Source organism: Anaeromyxobacter sp., from assembly GCA_016718565.1.
GTDB lineage: Bacteria > Myxococcota > Myxococcia > Myxococcales > Anaeromyxobacteraceae > JADKCZ01.
In genome coordinates this window covers 105,798-123,379 of the sequence record JADKCZ010000002.1, presented here as the reverse complement: position 1 = coordinate 123,379, position 17,582 = coordinate 105,798, and the positions used below count along the sequence as shown (strand labels likewise).

The 17,582-nt window shown below is 74.1% G+C and carries 14 protein-coding genes; 4 read left to right on the top strand and 10 right to left on the bottom strand.

Annotation, left to right across the window (positions count from 1 at the left end; genetic code table 11):
* Positions 1–19: 19 nt before the first annotated feature.
* The 8 genes from trpS to IPO09_07270 form a co-directional block, all read right to left on the bottom strand.
* The gene (trpS, locus tag IPO09_07305; GenBank protein MBK9517153.1) at positions 20–1,006 is read right to left on the bottom strand and encodes a tryptophan--tRNA ligase; all 987 of its coding nucleotides are present in this window, start codon (positions 1,004–1,006) and stop codon (positions 20–22) included.
* 17 nt (positions 1,007–1,023) lie between these two features.
* Complete coding sequence (locus IPO09_07300) at positions 1,024–1,668, bottom strand: site-2 protease family protein (GenBank protein MBK9517152.1); 645 nt, start codon at positions 1,666–1,668, stop codon at positions 1,024–1,026.
* A gap of 153 nt (positions 1,669–1,821) precedes the next feature.
* Positions 1,822–2,721, bottom strand: a complete 900-nt coding sequence (xerD, locus tag IPO09_07295; protein ID MBK9517151.1) for a site-specific tyrosine recombinase XerD — start codon at positions 2,719–2,721, stop codon at positions 1,822–1,824.
* Positions 2,722–2,784: 63 nt separating this feature from the next.
* Positions 2,785–4,134, bottom strand: a complete 1,350-nt coding sequence (argG, locus tag IPO09_07290; GenBank protein ID MBK9517150.1) for an argininosuccinate synthase — start codon at positions 4,132–4,134, stop codon at positions 2,785–2,787.
* 63 nt (positions 4,135–4,197) lie between these two features.
* Positions 4,198–4,815, bottom strand: a complete 618-nt coding sequence (locus IPO09_07285; GenBank protein ID MBK9517149.1) for an ABC transporter substrate-binding protein — start codon at positions 4,813–4,815, stop codon at positions 4,198–4,200.
* A 7-nt stretch (positions 4,816–4,822) separates the two neighbouring features.
* Positions 4,823–5,446, bottom strand: a complete 624-nt coding sequence (locus IPO09_07280; GenBank protein MBK9517148.1) for a threonylcarbamoyl-AMP synthase — start codon at positions 5,444–5,446, stop codon at positions 4,823–4,825.
* Positions 5,447–5,464: 18 nt separating this feature from the next.
* Positions 5,465–8,263 (bottom strand): [protein-PII] uridylyltransferase, encoded by a 2,799-nt coding sequence (glnD, locus tag IPO09_07275; protein MBK9517147.1) that lies wholly within the window; start codon positions 8,261–8,263, stop codon positions 5,465–5,467.
* 82 nt (positions 8,264–8,345) lie between these two features.
* Positions 8,346–10,169: an N-acetylmuramoyl-L-alanine amidase gene (locus IPO09_07270; protein ID MBK9517146.1), complete on the bottom strand. Its 1,824-nt coding sequence runs from the start codon at positions 10,167–10,169 to the stop codon at positions 8,346–8,348.
* Positions 10,170–10,258: 89 nt separating this feature from the next.
* On the opposite strand from IPO09_07270, the gene elbB reads away from it, so the two are divergent.
* Complete coding sequence (elbB, locus tag IPO09_07265) at positions 10,259–10,924, top strand: isoprenoid biosynthesis glyoxalase ElbB (GenBank protein ID MBK9517145.1); 666 nt, start codon at positions 10,259–10,261, stop codon at positions 10,922–10,924.
* A gap of 138 nt (positions 10,925–11,062) precedes the next feature.
* Positions 11,063–11,416 (top strand): cytochrome c3 family protein, encoded by a 354-nt coding sequence (locus IPO09_07260; protein ID MBK9517144.1) that lies wholly within the window; start codon positions 11,063–11,065, stop codon positions 11,414–11,416.
* Positions 11,417–11,481: 65 nt separating this feature from the next.
* Here the strand turns inward: IPO09_07260 and mutS are convergent, their stop codons facing one another.
* On the bottom strand, positions 11,482–14,136 hold the full coding sequence (gene mutS / locus IPO09_07255; protein ID MBK9517143.1) for a DNA mismatch repair protein MutS: 2,655 nt from the start codon (positions 14,134–14,136) through the stop codon (positions 11,482–11,484).
* A gap of 51 nt (positions 14,137–14,187) precedes the next feature.
* Between mutS and IPO09_07250 the strand changes: the two genes are divergently transcribed.
* The gene (locus IPO09_07250; GenBank protein MBK9517142.1) at positions 14,188–15,936 is read left to right on the top strand and encodes an AarF/ABC1/UbiB kinase family protein; all 1,749 of its coding nucleotides are present in this window, start codon (positions 14,188–14,190) and stop codon (positions 15,934–15,936) included.
* Here IPO09_07250 and IPO09_07245 read toward each other — a convergent pair.
* Positions 15,830–16,753: a hypothetical protein gene (locus tag IPO09_07245; GenBank protein MBK9517141.1), complete on the bottom strand. Its 924-nt coding sequence runs from the start codon at positions 16,751–16,753 to the stop codon at positions 15,830–15,832. The genes IPO09_07250 and IPO09_07245 overlap by 107 nt on opposite strands.
* 106 nt (positions 16,754–16,859) lie before the next feature.
* Here IPO09_07245 and lexA point away from each other — a divergent pair, with 106 nt between their 5' ends.
* Positions 16,860–17,555: a transcriptional repressor LexA gene (gene lexA / locus IPO09_07240; GenBank protein MBK9517140.1), complete on the top strand. Its 696-nt coding sequence runs from the start codon at positions 16,860–16,862 to the stop codon at positions 17,553–17,555.
* Positions 17,556–17,582: the final 27 nt, after the last annotated feature.

Genomic DNA, 17,582 nt, shown 5'->3' with positions numbered 1-17,582 from the left:
GGCCGTCCGCCCGCGTGCCCTAGAGCTTCATGGCGGCGCGGACCTGCGCCATGGTGGCCTCGGCCCGGGCGCGCGCCTTGCGGTTGCCGAGCTGTACCAGGTCGTCGAGGTCCTTGGGCCGCGCCAGCAGCGCCTCGCGCCGCTCGCGCAGGCGCTCCTGCTCCGGCTCGAGCCGCTCCAGCAGCTTCTTCTTGCAGTCGACGCAGCCGATGCCGGCGCTGCGGCAGTTCTGGTCCACCCAGGCGACGGTGGCGTCGTCGCTGTAGGCCTGGTGCAGGTAGAAGACGCCGCACACCTCGGGGTTGCCGGGGTCCTGGCGCCGCTGCCGCTGCGGGTCGGTGACCGCCCCCATGACCTTCTTGCGGGTGGACTCGGCCGCCTCGCCCAGGTCGATGGCGTTGCCGTAGCTCTTCGACATCTTGCGGCCGTCGGTGCCCACCACCTTGGAGGCCTTGGTGAGCAGCGGCCTGGGCTCGGGGAAGACCTCGCCGTAGTGGCCGTTGAACTTGCGGACGATCTCGCGCGACAGCTCCAGGTGGGCCACCTGGTCGGCCCCCACCGGCACGGCGGTGGCCTTGTAGAGGATGATGTCGGCGGTCATCAGCACCGGGTAGCCCAGGAAGCCGTAGAGCGCCAGGTCGCGGTCGGTCAGGTTCTCGCGCACCTCCTTGTAGGAGGGCGAGCGCTCCAGCCAGCCCAGCGGGGTGATCATGCCGAGCAGCAGGTTGAGCTCGGCGTGCTCCTTCACCTCGCTCTGCACGAAGAGCGTGGCCCGCTCGGGGTCGATGCCGGCGGCGATGAAGTCCACGAACATCTCCCGCTCCATCGGCTTGATGGACTCGGTCTGGTGGTAGTTGGTGGTGAGGGCGTGCCAGTCGGCCGAGAAGAACAGGCAGTCGTTGTCGGCCTGCAGCCGCACCCAGTTGGAGAGGGCGCCGTGCAGGTGGCCGAGGTGCAGGCGCCCGGTGGGGCGCATGCCGGAGACGACGATGGGGCGGGCGGTCATGGTGGGTGGGGGCTCCCCTAGGCGAGGCGGAGGGCGAGCTGGAAGAGCAGCTCGCTCAGGTGCTGGACCGGGCCCGAGATGAGCCGCCCGCCGAAGAAGAAGACGCCCATGAGCAGGAAGGGCGCGAACGACTCGAGGGCGTGCCACTGGTCGCGCAGCCGGTACGGCAGGAGCCAGGCGACGATGCGGCTCCCGTCGAGCGGCGGGATGGGGATCATGTTGAAGAGCGCCAGCATCACGTTGAAGGTGAGCATGTTGAGCAGGAAGAGCTCGCCCACCGACCCCCGGTCGACCAGCCCGGGCGCCAGGCGCAGGCCCACCCCGTAGGCCACCGCCGACAGGGTGGCGAGGACCAGGTTGGAGAGCGGGCCGGCGCCGGCGGAGATCGCCATCCCGGCGCCCATGCTGACGTCCCGCCGGAAGCGGGTCGGGTTGATGGGCACCGGCTTGGCCCAGCCGAAGGAGAAGAGCAGCGGCGCGACGATGGTGCCGAGCACGTCGATGTGGGCCAGGGGGTTCAAGGTGAGCCGGCCCTCCCGGCTGGCGGTGTCGTCCCCCAGCTTGAAGGCGCTCCACGCGTGGCAGTACTCGTGGATGGAGAGCGAAATGATCCAGAGCGGCAGGAAGAGCAGCCGCGAGAGGAGGGCGTCAGCGGAGAACACGGGGAAACCCCTTTGAAAGTCGAGTGGTTTAGCAGCGCCGCGCCCGGGGGTCAACGCGCCAGGTCGGGGCGGGAAGTCCCGTGGCGTCGCGGGGTTGCGCGGCCGCGCCGGTGCGGTCCCCCCCACGGCCGGCGGGGGCCGCGCCCCGGCCGCTCAGGCCCGCGGGTGGAACCGGTCGTAGAGCCGCCGCTGCTGGGTGGTCTCCACGTGCGTGTAGACCTGGGTGGTGGCCACGTCGGCGTGCCCCAGCATGGCCTGCACCGCCCGGAGGTCGGCGCCGCCGGCCAGGAGGTGGGTGGCGAAGGAGTGGCGCAGCTTGTGGGGAGAGATGCGCCGCCGGATGCCGGCCTTGCGGGCGCACTTGTCGAGCAGCTTGCCGAAGCCCTGGCGGGTCAGCCTGGATCCGCGGGCGGTGACGAACAGGTCCTTGCTGCGGCGCCCCTTGAGCAGCCGGTCGCGGGTCCCGCCGGCGAGGTAGGCCGTGACCGCCTCGGCGGCCGGGGCGCCCACAGGCACCAGCCGCTCCTTGTCCCCCTTCCCTCGCGCCTTGAGGACCCGCGCCTCCAGGTCGAGGTCGTTGAGCGTGAGCCCCACCAGCTCGGAGACCCGCAGGCCGGTGGCGTAGAGCAGCTCCAGCATGGCCCGGTCGCGCCGCCCGGCCGGGGTGCGCGGATCGGGGGCCAGCAGCAGCCGGGCGCACTCCTCCTGCGACAGCGGCGCCGGCAGCTTGCGGCCGGGGCGCGGCGACTCGATCTCGTCGGAGGGGTCGCCGGGGGCCAGCCGCTCCGAGGCCAGCAGCCGGTGCAGGGCCCGGATGGCCGAGAGCGCCCTGGCCTGCGAGCGGGACGACAGCCCCAGGCTGGTGAGCTCCGCCAGGTGGGCCTGGATCTCGCCCCGGCCCACCTCGGTCCAGCCGGCGCAGCCCAGCCTGGCGAGGTGGTCGAGGTAGCGGCGCAGGTCGCGCCCGTAGGCCTCCACCGAGTTCTCCGCCAGCCCCTTCTCGACGCGGACGTGCGTCAGGAAGAGGTCGAGGGCCGGTTCGAGGGGGGACACCGGCCGACGATATCGCCCGGGGGCCGCGCCGCAAGAAAGCGGCCGGCGCGCCGGGGGCCCTGCCTACTCGTCCTTGGCGCCCAGCAGCGTGCCCAGCGACGGCCCGCCGGGGCCGGCGCCCAGCGCCCGCAGCGAGTCGAGGTGGTGCAGCAGCAGGGCCCGGTTGTCGCCCACCGAGAGGTTCTGCAGCTCGAGGGCGCCGATGCGGTCCTCCGGCGTGAAGGCCGGCTCCTCCACCCGCTCCATGGAGAGCTTGTGGGGCGCGTAGCTCATGTACTGCGCCCTGGTGTCGAGGAAGGTCCAGTCGTCGCCGCGCCTGAGCTCCACCGTCACCTGGCCGGTGATCGACGGGGCCACCCAGCGGGTCAGGGCGTCGCGCAGCATGAGGGCCTCCGGGTCGTACCACTTGCCCTCGTAGAGCAGCCGGCCCAGCCGGCGGCCCAGGGTGGCGTAGAGGTCGAGGGTGTTCTCGTTGTGGATGGCCGAGAGCAGCCGCTCATAGGAGAGGTGCAGCAGCGCCATGCCGGGGGCCTCGTAGATGCCGCGGCTCTTGGCGTCGATGACCCGGTTCTCGATCTGGTCGCTCATGCCCAGGCCGTGGCGCCCGCCGATGCGGTTGGCCTCCAGGAAGAGCGCGTAGGGCGACTCGAAGCGCTGGCCGTTCAGGGCCACCGGCATCCCCTGCTCCCAGGTGACGGTGATCTCCTCGGGGCTGATGGCCACGTCCTGCTTCCAGTGCGCCACCCCCATGATCGGGGTGACGATGCGCATGGAGGTGTCGAGCCGCTCCAGGTCCTTGGCCTCGTGCGTGGCGCCCAGCACGTTGGCGTCGGTGGAGTAGGCCTTCTCGGTGCCCATCTTGTACGGGAGCTTGCGCCGCTCCAGGTACTCGCTCATCTCCTTGCGGCCGCCGAAGGCGGTCACGAAGGCCTGATCGAGCCAGGGCTTGTAGATCTTCAGGTCCGGGTTGACCAGGATGCCGTAGCGGTAGAACCGCTGGATGTCGTTCCCCTTGTGCGTCGAGCCGTCGCCGAAGACGTTGACGCCGTCCTCCCGCATGGCCTGCACGATGGCGGTGGTGGTGACGGCCCGGCCCAGCGGCGTGGTGTTGAAGTACTTCTTCGACCCCGAGGAGAGGTGGAAGGCCCCGCACTGGATGGCGATGAGCCCCTCGCGGACCATGGCCTCGCGGCAGTCGAGCAGCCGGGCCTTGACCGCGCCGTGGGTCAGCGCGATGGGCGGGATGTCGGCCGGGTTGGCCTCGTCCGGCTGGGCCAGGTCGGCGGTGTAGCAGTGGACCGCCATGCCCTGCTCGGACATCCAGGCCACGGCGCAGCGGGTGTCGAGGCCACCGGAGAAGGCGATGCCGACGGCGGTGCCCTTGGGCGGGAGCGACTTGTAGATTCTGGACATGTCCCCGGGAGGTAGCAGAAATCCGGGCGGGGTTCCAGCAACGGCATGGGGTCGGGCCGCCGGTCAGCGGGGCGGCTGGGGCGTCCGGGCCGCGGGCGGCCGGCGCTTCGCCACCAGCGCGGCGCGCTCGGCCTCCAGCTGGGCCAGCAGGCGGGGCACGCCGCCCAGCGCGAGGAGCTGCGGGAACTGCTCCTGCCAGCCCTCCACGACGGCCACCCCGGCGACCACCGCGTCGTGGAGCCGCCAGCGGCCGTCCTGGCCGCGGGTGAGGCGGAGCTCCAGCGGGACCACCTGCTCACCCTGGGCGGCGACCGCCCGGACGGTGGCGGCGGCGCCGCTGGCGCTCGCCTGCTGCACCAGGAAGGTGGCCTGGCCCGCCGGGTCGAGCCGCCCGAGGTAGGTCTCCTCGAGCAGGGCGCGGACCGCGGCCACCAGCGCCGCCCGATCGGCGGCGCCCAGCCGCTTCCAGGCCGGCCCGACGCTGCGGCGAGCCACCGCCTGGTGGTCCACGTAGCCGGCCACCAGCGCCGCCAGCGCCTCCCGGTCGGCGCCGCCCTCCAGCGCGGCGCGGAAGCGGGTGGCGCCCTCCCGGACGGTGGCGGCCGGGTCGAGCTTCGCCCCGCCGGGGTGAGGGGGCGCGCCGCCCAGGACGGCGACCAGGAGCAGGACGGGCAGCGCCACGGCGCCCTCAGGCCAGCAGGTCGGAGACGTCGCCCTTGCCGACCCGCACCACCACCGGCTCGGGGCCCGAGAGGTCGATCACCGAGGAGGGCTCGGCCGGCTGGTAGCCGCCGTCCAGGATCAGCTCGAGCCCGTGGCCCAGCTGCTCCTTGATGTCCTTGGCGTCGATGAGCACCTGCCCGTCCGGCGTGGCCGCCGAGGTGGAGATGATGGGGTGGCCCAGCCGCCGCACCAGCTCCAGCGCGATGGGGCTGTCCGGGATGCGGATGCCCACCGTCTTCTGCCGGCGCAGCAGCAGGTCCGGCACCAGCCGGGTGGCCGGCAGGATGAAGGTGAAGGGGCCGGGCACCTTGCGGCGCAGCACCCGGTAGGCGCCGTTGTCCACCAGGGCGTAGCGGGCGATCTCGGCCAGGTCCTGGCAGATGAAGGACAGCTCGTGGGTCCTGGGGAGCTGCTTCAGCAGGTAGATGCGCTCGATGGCCCGCTTGTCGAACAGGTCGCAGCCGATGCCGTAGTAGGTGTCGGTGGGGAAGGCCACCAGCCCGCCCCCGGTGAGGGCGGACAGGGCGCGCTCCAGCGCCCGCGGCTGCGGGTTGACGGGGTCGATCTCCAGGATGTTGGCGACGGCCATGGCCACTCCTCTATCAGGTCAGCGCCCGTCGCGGGAGAGCGCGGCGGTGATGGCCTCGACCACCTGGCGGGCCGTCTCGCCCTCCAGGCGGTGCCCCTCCCCGGTGCGCACGTAGAAGGCGTCGGCGGCCCGGTGACCCTCGGTGGTGATGCGGGCCAGATCGACCGTCAGGCCCAGGTCGAAGAAGGTGCGCGACAGGGTGTGCAGCAGGCCGACCCGGTCGGCCGTGAAGACGTCCACCACGCTGTGGCTGCGGGCGCTGTCGTTGTCGATGATCACCTTGGTGGGCACCCGCGGCAGCGGCTTGGGGGGGACGCTGGAGGCCTTGAGGCGGCGCGCCATGAGGGCGTCGAGCGACTCGTCGCCGTCCAGCACGCGGGCCAGGTCGGCGCGGGCGGCCCGCCAGCGCGCCGGCTCGAGGGGGCCCTCCTCCGGGCCGCGCAGCTCGAAGACGTCCAGGGCCCGCCCGGAGAGCCAGTCCAGGGCCGGGTCCTCCGGGGTGGAGAAGACCTCGGCGTGCTGGATGTCGATGCGGTTGGCGGCCAGCACCCCGGCGATGGTGGCCAGCAGCCCGGGCCGGTCGCGCGCCGTCAGGTGCAGCTCGGTGTAGCCGTGGGCCGGGTGGTGGCGCACCACCGCCGCCAGCGCCCGCCGCCGCCCCAGCTGCAGCAGCCGCAGGTGGTGCGGCGCCTCGGCGGGCGACACGGTGAGGAAGTAGCGGGCCGGCATGGCCGCCACGAAGCGCTCCAGCTCGCCCTGCGGCGCGCCGTGGCCGTGGCCGCGCAGCGCCTCGGCCACCAGCCCGCGGCCGGCCGTCTCGGCGGTGCCGGGCTCGGGGCGGCGCTCCCCGTGCTGCAGCACCGCCCGGGTCTTCTGGTAGAGCTCGCGCAGCAGCCGGCTCTTCCAGTCGGTCCAGGTGCGCGGCCCCACCGTGGCGATGTCGGCGTAGGTCAGCAGGTAGAGCGCCTGCAGCCGGTCCAGCGTGCCGACCTCCTCGGCGAAGGCGTGGATCAGATCCGGGTCGGAGAGGTCGCGGCGCTGGGCGATGGAGGCCATGCGCAGGTGCTTGAGCACCAGCCACTCGATGTCCGCGGCGTCGGCCGGATCCAGCCCCATGCGCACGCAGGCCTGCGCGGCGATCTCGGCGCCCTTCACCGAGTGGTCCTTGCCGCTGCCCTTGCCGATGTCGTGCAGCATGGTGCCCAGGTAGAGCGGCAGCGGCCGCGCCAGCCCCTGCATCAGCTCGGTGAGGGTCTCCTCCACCACGTCGCCGCAGCGCATGGCCAGCAGCCGGCGCACCGCGAAGAGCGAGTGAACGTCCACCGTGTACACGTGGTAGACGTCGATCTGGCGGCGCGCCGTGACCCGGTCGAACTCCGGCAGCACCTTCTGCAGCACCCCCAGCTCGTGCATGCGCTGCAGGAAGCGGCCGCGGGTGCCCGGGCGGGTGAAGCAGGCCAGCAGCTCCTGGTTCACCTCCGGATCGGCGGCGCCCTCGGCGGGCCACTCCTGCGCCACCTGGGCGGCCTGGTCGCGGGCGTAGGGGTAGAGGTCCAGCCCCTCGCGGTCGGCGGTGGCGAAGAGGCGCACCAGCGCGGCCGGGGAGCGGCGCAGCACGTCCTTGTCGGCCACCGAGAGGCGGCCGCGGAAGATCTTGAACTCCTTGCCCGGCAGGAACTTGTCGGCCGACCGGGCCGGCTGGCCGCGCAGCAGCGGGATGGGCCGCTCGGCGCCGGTCATGGCCGCCGGCGGCGGCACCATGCGCCAGCCCATGGCGCTCTTCGGCTCCAGGCAGCGGTCCACGATGGCGTCGCAGGCCACCAGCACGGTCTTGGCCGCCAGGTAGTAGTGGCGCATGAACTGCTCCACCCCGGAGGTCCGCGCGTCGTCGCGGTAGCCCATGGCCTCGGCCACCAGCGGCTGGATGTCGAAGGTGAGCTGGTCGTTCTTGCGGCCGGAGAGCAGGTGCAGCTCGTTGCGGATGCGCCAGATGAAGTCGCGGGCCCGCCGCATGTCGCGGATCTCGCGCTCCGGCAGCAGGGCCCGGTTGAGCAGGTCGGTGATGCCGGCCACCTTGAAGCGCACCCGGGCCACCCACAGCGCCGACTGCAGGTCGCGCAGCCCGCCCTCCGAGGACTTGACGTTGGGCTCCAGCAGGTAGAGCGAGTCGCCGAACTTCTCGCGCCGCTCCCGCATCTCGGCCAGCTTCTCGGTGAGGAACTGGTCGACCTTGGCCTGCGAGAGCCCGTGCACCTGCTCGCGCTCCAGCTCGCGGTAGAGGTGCCGGTCGCCGCACAGCCAGCGCAGGTCGAGCAGCGCGGTGCGGGCGGTGTGGTCCTCGGTGGCCAGCTGCTCGCAGGCCTTGAGGTCGCGCACCCCGTAGCCCACCTCCAGCTTCAGGTCCCACAGGGCGTAGAGGAACCGCTCGCTGGCGGCCTTGACGTAGGCGTCCGGGCCCTTGGGCCCGTGCAGCACCAGCAGGTCGACGTCGCTGTAGGGGTTGAGCTCGCGCCGGCCGTAGCCGCCCAGCGCCACCAGGGCCACCGGCGTGGGGGCCAAGGTCCGGGCGGTGTCCTCGCCGGCGCGGCTCCAGAGCATCTCCAGGATGCGGTCCATGGCGGCGCTCTGCAGCCGCACCACCGTCTGGCCGCTGCCGCCCTCGCGGTGGCAGCGGGCCACCAGGCTGCGGGCGGCCGCCAGGTCCGCCTTGGCGTCCCCGGTCAGGGGCGGCAGCTCCGCCAGGTAGGCCTCGAACTGGAAGGGTGCGGGGGCCGGCAGGCTGGGCTGCGCGTCGTGGGCCGTCTCGTCGGTGCTCATGGGGGAGGCAGAGTATAGCGGCCGGGTGGAATCGCGCCGCGCCACCCGCCGCGGCGGTGGGCGGAGGGCCGGGAGCGCGGGGTCAGGGGCGTCCGGGGGCCTGCGCCACCCGGGGGTCGCGGCGGGCGAACTGCACCACGGCGCGCGACAGCGCCTGGGCCACCACCTCCTGGTAGGCCGGCGAGGCCAGGCGCTTCTCCTCGCGGCGGTTGGAGATGAAGGCGGTCTCCACCAGCACCGCCGGCATGCGGGCGCCCAGCAGCACGTAGAACAGGGCGCTCTTGACGCCCAGGTCGCGCACCTCGCCGTAGCGGCCCCGCACCGCCCCGGTCAGCTCGCGCTGCACCGAGGAGGCCAGGCGCCGCGAGGCGTCGGTGGAGGCCTTGGCGTCCAGGTCGGTGAGGATGCGCGCCGCCTCGGTGCCCTCCCCGTCCCCCTCCAGCTCCGCGCCGTTCTCGCGGGCGGCCAGCCGCCTGGCGTAGCGGTCGTCGGCCACGTTGAGCACGAAGGTCTCGGTGCCGGCCAGGGCCCGCCTGGGGTTGGCGTTGGCGTGGATGGAGATGAACAGGTCGCCGCGCCGGGTGTTGGCGATGGCGGTGCGCTCCTCCAGCGCCACGTAGCGGTCGTCGGACCGGGTCATCACCACCTCGAAGCCGGCGGTGCGGAGCCGGGTGGCCAGCCGCCGGGCGATGGCCAGGGTGACGTCCTTCTCGCGCACCCGGGTCGGGCCGACGGCGCCCGGGTCGTGCCCGCCGTGGCCGGCGTCCACCACCACCCGCCGGATGGGGCGCAGCTCGCCGCCCTCGTCGCTGGACGGTCCACCGGCCGTCCCGGCGGTGCGCTCCTGGGCAGGCTCGGCCGGCGGATCGGCCGCCGGCTCGGCGGCGGCTCCCGCTGCCTCCGCGGCCTCCGCCGGGTGCCCGGCCGCGATGCGCGCCTCGCGGCTGGCGGCGCGGGTGCCGATGTCGACGATCAGCCGGGGCGGGTCGTCCAGGCCGTAGAAGCGCAGGGCGTCGCTGCCCGACAGCTCCAGCACCACCCGCACCGTGTCGGCGTCGCGCTGGGCGGCGCGCACCCGGTCCACCTGGTCGCCGCCCACGGCCTGGGCCAGCGCCGCGCCGTCGAGGCGCGCCGGTCGGAAGTCGAGGGCCAGGCGGCGGGGCGAGCCGGGCCGCGCCGGCAGCTCCAGCTTCTGCCAGCCCACCCAGTGGTCGAGGTAGACGGCCACGCGGGTGTAGTCCTCGCTGGCCCAGGTCTTCACGCCGGCCACGGTGGCGCGCCCCTCCCCGCCGGACTGGCCGAGCCGGATGGACGGGGCCGGGGCGGCCAGGTCGGCCAGCGCCGCCTCGAGCTGGGGCTCGGGCGGGGACTCCTCCACGGGCGGCGCCCCCCTGCCCTTCCGCTCCGGTCCGGTGCGGGGCGGGGGCCGGTCGTCGCCGGCCTCGCGGCGGACGGCCGCCGCGAACCCGGCGGCGGCGGGCGCACCCAGGCGGTTGGCCTTGGCGGCCAGGCGCAGGGCCTCGTCGCGATCGGCCTCGATGGCGCTCCAGCGGTAGAGGGCGTAGCGGGCCCGGGCGGCCTCCAGCGTGGCGGCCGGCGCGTCGCGACCGCGCGCCGAGGCCAGCAGCTGGCCGATGGCGCGCTCCCAGTGGTGGCGGAAGCGCCGGCGCTGCCGGTCCGCCATGAGGGCCTTGAGCGAGGCGCGGGCCACCTCCAGCCTGGGCGCCTTGGGTCGCGCCGGGGTGGCGGCGCGGGCCTGGCGGTGGGCGGCCTGCTTCGCCACCTTGGCCTGGGTCCGGCTGGCCCTCGAGGAGGTGGGGGCCGTGGCCTTCCTGGACCCGGCGCCGCCGCCCGCCGCCGGAGCGGCCAGCAGCGCGGCCAAGAGGAGCGTGAGGGCCGGACCCATGCGCCCGGACTCTCCCCCGCGCCGATATCGCGGTCCACTTTTCGGCCGCGCCGGCGCTATGATCCGCGTCCCACTCGGAGGTCCTGCTCATGGCGACCCAGAAGCGCGTTGGCGTGCTGCTCTCCGGCTGCGGCTTCCTCGATGGCGCGGAGATCCAGGAGGCCACCTGCACCCTCCTCTCGCTCGACCGTCGCGGGGCCAGGCTGGTGGCCACCGCCCCGGACGTGGCCCAGCACCACGTGGTCGACCACCTGGCCAAGCAGCCCGCGGCCGGCCAGGTGCGCGGCGTGCTGGCCGAGTCGGCCCGGCTGGTGCGCGGGAAGATCACCGCGCTGGACCGGGTCTCCGCCGCGGACCTCGACGCCCTCATCCTCCCCGGGGGGTTCGGGGTGGCCAAGAACCTCTGCTCCTTCGCCACCGAGGGACGCCAGATGCGGGTCCTGCCGCAGGTGGAGGCCCTGGTGCGGGCCATGCGCGACGCCGGCAAGCCCATGGGCTTCATCTGCATCGCGCCCGTGGTGGCGGCGCGGGTGCTGGGCGCCGAGCGGGTCGAGGTGACCGTGGGCGACGACCCGGAGACGGCCGCCGCCATCGAGTCCTGGGGGGCCCGTCACGTGGTGCGCCGGGTCGACGAGATCGCCGTCGACGAGCGGCTCAAGGTGGTCTCGACACCGGCCTACATGCTCGGCCCCTGGATCGCCGACGTGGCGACCGGCATCGACGCCCTGGTGGCGAAGGTGCTGGAGTTGGCCTGAGAGGCCGTCAAGAAGTCCCCTCACGGCCTCTGACCCGGGGCGTCAACGGCCGTTCAGCGCCTGGCCGAGGGGCAGCGGCTGAGACAGGGTCGCATCATGCCGGATTCGCGGCACAATTCTCTGGCCCTCCTCTGAATAATGGCTAGAGTGCCGCGTCCAATTGACGGGCGGGCTGGTCCGCCCCAGATCTCCAGGAGCAGAACCGTGAACAAGATCCTCGTCGCCGTCGCCGCCGCCTTCGTCCTCGTGGGCTCGGCCGTTGCCGCCGATGCCCCGGCCACCAAGACCTTCGACACCAAGAACGGCAAGGTCACCTTCACCCACAAGGCCCACGCCGACAAGCTGAAGGACTGCAAGATCTGCCACGACGACGCCAAGGGCGGGAAGATCGCCGGCTGGTCGAAGGACAAGGCCCACGGCCTCTGCAAGAAGTGCCACGAGACCGAGAAGAAGGGCCCGACGAAGTGCGCCGAGTGCCACATCAAGGGCTAGGCACCACCGCTTCGCCGCAGTGACGAGGGGCCGGGCGACCGGCCCCTCTTCATTTGTCCGGGGCCCTACCCGCCCAGGCGCTTCTTCATCCCGGCCAGCAGGTTGAGCGCGTCGAGCGGCCGCAGGGCGTCGACGTCGAGCGCCTCGAGCTCGGCCTTGAGCGCCGCCGCCGCCGGATCCGGCGGCGCGCCGAAGAGCCCCAGCTGCGCCGCCGGCTCGGCCGCCCGGCGGGCCCGCTCGCGGCGCCCGCGCGCCAGCTGGGCGTGGCCGGCCTCGTCGAGCTCCATGGCCTCCAGGTTCTTCAGGATCTCGCGGGCGCGGGCCAGCACCTCGCCGGGCAGGCCGGCCAGCTTGGCCACCTCGATGCCGTAGCTGCGCGAGGCCCCGCCGGCCACCAGCTTGCGCAGGAAGACCACCTGGTCGCCCACCTCCCGGACCGCCACCGAGAGGTTGCGCACCCCGGGCCGCTCCCGGGCCAGCTCCTGCAGCTCGTGGTAGTGGGTGGCGAAGAGGGTCCGGCAGCCCACCCGGTCGTGCAGGTGCTCCGCCACCGCCCAGGCGATGGAGACCCCGTCGAAGGTGGAGGTGCCGCGGCCGATCTCGTCGAGGATCACCAGCGAGCGGCGGGTGGCGTTGTGCAGGATGGCCGCGGTCTCGGTCATCTCCACCATGAAGGTGGAGCGGCCGCGGGCCAGGTCGTCGGAGGCGCCCACCCGGGTGAAGATCCGGTCGGCCACCCCCACCCGGGCGCGCCGCGCCGGCACGAAGGACCCCACCTGCGCCAGCAGCACGCACAGGGCGGCCTGCCGCATCACGGTGGACTTGCCGGCCATGTTGGGGCCGGTGATGACCTGGAAGGTGCCGTGGGCGGCCGCCGCCGGGTCGCCGGCCGCCGCCACCTGGACGTCGTTCGGCACGAACCCGCCCGAGTCGGACGGCAGCATGGCCTCCACCACCGGGTGGCGCGCCTCCACCAGGTCGAGCGCCTCGGAGGCGTCCACCTCGGGCCGCACGTAGCCGCGCTCGGCGGCCACCCGTGCCAGCGCCAGCAGCACGTCGCCCACCGCCACCGCGGCCGCGGCGGTGCGGATGCGCGCCCCCTCGGCCACCACCGTGAGGCGCAGCGCCTCGAAGAGCCGCTGCTCCAGCGCCAGGCCGCGCTCCTCGGCGGTGAGCACCTTCTCCTCGAAGTCCTTCAGCTCCGGGGTGATGAAGCGCTCGCCGCCCACCGTGGTCTGGCGGCGCTGGTAGTCGGCCGGCACGGCGTGCAGGTTGGCCTTGGTGACCTCGATGAAGTAGCCGAAGACCTTGTTGAAGCGGACCTTGAGCGAGCCGATGCCGGTGCGGGCCTTCTCGCGCGCCTCCAGCCGGGCGATGTATCCCTTGCCGTCCTCGGCGATGGTGGTCAGCTCGTCGAGCTCGGCCGAGTGGCCGCGGCGGATGGTGCCGCCGTCGGCCAGGGTGGCGGGGGGCTCCTGGGCCACCGCCCGGTCGAGCGCGGCGGCCAGCCCCTCCAGCCCGCGGGCCGCCGCGCCGGCCTGCCGCAGCAGCGGCGAGGCCCGCGCCTCCAGCAGGTCGGCCAGCGACGGCAGCGCCAGCAGCGCGCCGCACAGCGCCCGGGCGTCGCGCCCGGTGCCCTGCCGGAGCGTCAGGCGCGACAGCAGCCGCTCGGCGTCGGCCACCGGCCGGAGGGCCTGGGCCAGGTCCTCGCGCAGCACCGACGACCCGGCCAGCTCCTCCACCGCGTCGAGCCGGGCCATGATGGCCGGCACGTCGGTGAGGGGGTAGCGCAGCCACTCCGCCAGCAGGCGCCCGCCCGGCGCGGTGACCGAGCGGTCCAGCAGCCCGAGCAGCGAGCCCTTGCGCTTGCCGCCGTGCAGGGCCCGCTCCAGCTCCAGGTTGGTGCGGGTGGCCTCGTCGAGCAGCAGCACCCCCTCGGTGGCCAGGCGCGAGATGCGGTCCACGTGGGCCGGCGCGGCGCGCTGCGTCTCGGCCAGGTAGGCCAGCGCCGCGGCGGCGGCGGAGAGCCCCAGCGGCAGGCCGCCCACCCCGAAGCCGTCGAGCGAGGCGGCCCCCAGGTGGCGGCGCAGCTTCTCGGCGCCGCGCTCGAAGTCGGCGTCGTCGCGCAGGGCGTGCGGGGCGCCCACCAGCCGGGCCAGCGCCTCCACCCGGGCCGGCGCGGCGCCGCGGGCGAAGAGCAGCTCGCGGGCCCCGGCCCGCCGGAGCTCGTCGGCCAGGCGGGCGTCGTCGGCCACCTCGCCGCAGCGCAGCTGCCCGGTGGTGGCGTCCAGCAGGGCCAGGCCGCCGCCCGCCTCGCCCAGCGCCACCGCGCCCAGGAAGCTGGCCTCGCGCGGATCCAGCATCTGCTCGTCGAAGACCGTGCCCGGGGTGACCACCCGGGTGACCTCGCGGCGCACGATGGTGCCCTTGCCGGGCTCCTCGACCTGGTCGCAGATGGCCACCTTGAAGCCCTGCTCCAGCAGGCGGGCCACGTGGCCGCGGGCGGCGTGGTAGGGCACGCCGCACATGGGGATCTTGTCGTCCCCCTTGGAGCGCGCCGTCAGCGTGATGCCCAGCGCCTGGGAGGCCGCCACCGCGTCCTCCGAGAACATCTCGTAGAAGTCGCCCAGGCGGAAGAAGAGGATGGCGTCGGGGTGGCGCGCCTTCACCTCCAGGTACTGCCGCATCATGGGCGTGGGCGCGGCCGGGATCTCCGCCATGGCCGGGGCGTTCTACCGTGAACCACCCCCCGGTGCTAGCATCGCCCGCTCATGCTGAAGGAGGCGTTCCAGGATCTCAACCGGCTGCGGCAGATCGCGGCCGCCGCGGTGCGGCACGGCTTCGGGGCCTACCTGGCGCGGACCCGCCTGCGCGAGGTGCTGGGGCAGGAGGCGCCCGTCGCCGGCGAGCTGCCCAAGGCCGACCGGGCCACCGCCCGCCAGTTCCGCCTGCTGCTCGGCGAGCTCGGCCCCACCTTCATCAAGCTCGGCCAGCTGCTCTCCACCCGCCCCGACCTGCTGCCGGCCCACTGGATCGAGGAGCTGGAGGCGCTGCAGGACGACTGCCCGCCCCTGCCGGTGGCCGACGTCCGCCGGGTCATCGAGGAGGCGCTGGGCGCGCCGGTGGAGACCGTCTTCGCCTCGCTGGACCCGCGGCCGCTGGCCAGCGCCTCCATCGCCCAGGTGCACCGGGCCGTCACCCACGGCGGCGAGCAGGTGGTGGTGAAGGTGCAGCGGCCGGACATCCGCGAGCGCATCGACGCCGACCTGGCCCTGCTCACCTACCTGGCGCGGCTGCTGGAGGCGGTGGTGGAGGAGACCGGCATCTCCACCCCCACCGCCCTCATCGGCGAGTTCGACCGGACGGTGCACGAGGAGCTGGACTTCGAGAACGAGGCGCGCAACGCGCGGGCCATGCGCGACGCGGCCGCCGGGCGCGACTACGTGGTCATCCCGCGGGTGCACGACGCGCTCTCCTCCTCGCGGGTGCTGACCCTGGACTTCATCGACGGGGTCAAGCTCAACGACGTCACGGCCGAGTCCGGCCACGACCTCGAGAAGCTGGCCCGCACCATCATCGAGGCCTCCTTCCGCCAGCTCTTCGAGGACGGCCTGTTCCACGGCGACCCGCACCCCGGCAACATCCTGGTGCTGTCGGGCGAGCGCATCGCGCTGCTGGACTTCGGGCTGGTGGGGCGGCTGTCGCGCACCCAGCAGGAGGCGCTGGTCACCCTCATCGTGGCGGTGGCGCTGCGCGACCCGGACTCGGTGGCGCGGCTCCTCAACAAGCTGGGGGCGCCCGACTCCCGGGTCCCCTTCTCCGAGTTCCGCGGCGACGTGGCCGGCATGCTGGAGCGGTACCTGGGGCTCAAGCTCGACGAGATCCGCACCTCCTCCCTGCTGCGCGACCTGCTGGACCTGGCGGTGCGCCACCGGGTCAAGGTGCCCAAGGAGTACGCCGTGCTCGCCAAGGCGAGCATGACGGTGGAGGGGGTCATCCGGCGGCTCTACCCGCGCCTCGACATCCTGGAGGTGGGCCTGCCCTACGCCCGCGAGCTCATGCTGGCGCGGCTCAACCCGCAGGACGCCTCGGGCGTCCTCATGAAGAGCCTGCTCAAGCTGCAGGGGCTGGCCGAGGACGTGCCCACCCAGCTGCAGCAGATCCTGGCCGATCTGGAGGGCGGCAAGCTGCAGGTGAAGGTCCGCTCCGACGAGGCCGAGGCCATCGGCCGGAAGATCTCGGCGGTGGGCGTGCTGCTCTTCCTGGGGCTGATCGCCTCGTCGCTGCTGGTGGGTGGCCTGGTCATCGTGGCCACCAGCCCGCGGCCGGCGCTGGGGGTGGCCTCGCTGGCGGCCGGCCTGGGGCTGGCGGTGCTGGCGCTGGCCTTCTACGCCTCGCCCCCGCTGCGCAAGATCAGCCTGCGCCAGTTCCTTCCGCGTGGGTCGCCAGCGCGGTCAGGCTCGCCAGCCACCAGAGCTCCGTGGCCGCCGCCACCACCACCCCCAGCGCCCCCAGCATGAGCTGAGGGCCGAGGAGCACCAGCGGCGCCGCCCCGGGGGCGAAGCCGGTGGCGGCGCTGCCCAGCGACCCGAGCGCCACCCCGCCGGCCAGCGAGGCGGCGGCGAAGAGCAGCCCGCCCAGCAGGAAGGTGGCCGGGCGGCGCACGAAGCGCTCGACGGCCCCGGCCAGGGCGGTGAGCGGCCCCTCGGCCCGCACCGCCGCCCGCACCAGCGCGGCGTCGGCCACCACCGAGAGCGCCAGCGGCACCAGGAGCGCCAGCGTCAGGGCCAGCGCCACCGGCGCGGCCAGCCAGGCCTGCCCCGCCACGGCGCCGGCCGGCGCCAGCCGCAGCGCCGCCAGGGCCAGCACGACGGCGAAGCCGGCGCCGCCCAGCTCCATGAGCAGCGCCAGCAGCGCCACCGGCAGCAGGCGCGGCAGCAGGTGGGCCACCCCGTCGGCGAAGCGGGGGCTCGGATCCGGGGCCGGCCCGAGCGCCGCCGCCAGCGTGGGGAGCGCGCCGGCCAGCCAGGCCAGCCGCAGCGCCAGGCCGAGCAGCACCCCGGCCAGCCACAGGCCGACCAGCAGCGCCACCACCCGGGGGCTCCCGAGGACCACGGCCACGCCGGCCAGCGGCGCCCCGGGCGAGAGCGGGGCCAGCCGGGCCCCTGCCACCGCGCCTCGCAGCACCAGGAGCCCCCCGACCAGCAGCGCCGGCCAGCCCAGGCCGCGCCGCACCAGCGCCACCAGCAGCCCCACCCCGGTCAGCCAGGCCTGCCGGATCAGGGCGCGCAGGCCGAGCGAGGCGGCGGCGGAGAGCGGGAGGGGGGTCGTCGGCACGGGCGCCACCGTACCGGGGAGGTCCGGGGGCGGCAACGGGCCGGCCGGGCCGCGAACTTGCAGCGGACTGAACGTCGTGACAGTATACCCCCGTTCAGGAGGCGTCATGAATGGCTTGACCGATCGGCAGCTCGAGGTGCTCCGCTTCATCGCCAGCGAGATCGAGGAGCGGGGCTACCCGCCCACCATCCGCGAGATCGGCGAGGCGCTCGACATCCGCTCCACCAACGGGGTCAACGACCACCTGAAGGCGCTGGAGCGCAAGGGCTTCCTCTCGCGCGACCCGGTCAAGTCGCGGGCGCTCATCCCCACCACGGCGGCCCGCCAGGTGCTGGGGGGGGCGGCCACCGCGGCGCGCCCGCCGAGCAACGTCATCAAGTTCCCCGGCGGGGGCAAGTCCGGCTCGCGCATGGTGGACGTCCCCATCATCGGGCGGGTGGCCGCCGGCCAGCCCATCCTGGCGCAGGAGCGGATCGAGGACACCGTGCAGGTGGACTCCTTCCTGCTCGGCACGACCAAGAAGGTCTACGGGCTCAAGGTCCAGGGCGACTCGATGATCGGCGACGGCATCATGCCGGGCGACTACATCTTCGTGAAGAAGCAGCTCAACGCCTCCGACGGCGAGATCGTGGTGGCCATGATCGACGACGAGGCCACCGTGAAGCGGGTCTACTTCGAGGGGAAGCGGGTGCGCTTCCAGCCCTCCAACCCCCGCATGGCCCCTATCTACGTGGCGGAGGAGGACTTCCGCTCCACCATGATCCTGGGCGTGGTGGTCGGGGTCTACCGCAAGATCCAGTAGGGTCGGCCCGGGCGGTGGCGCCTCCCG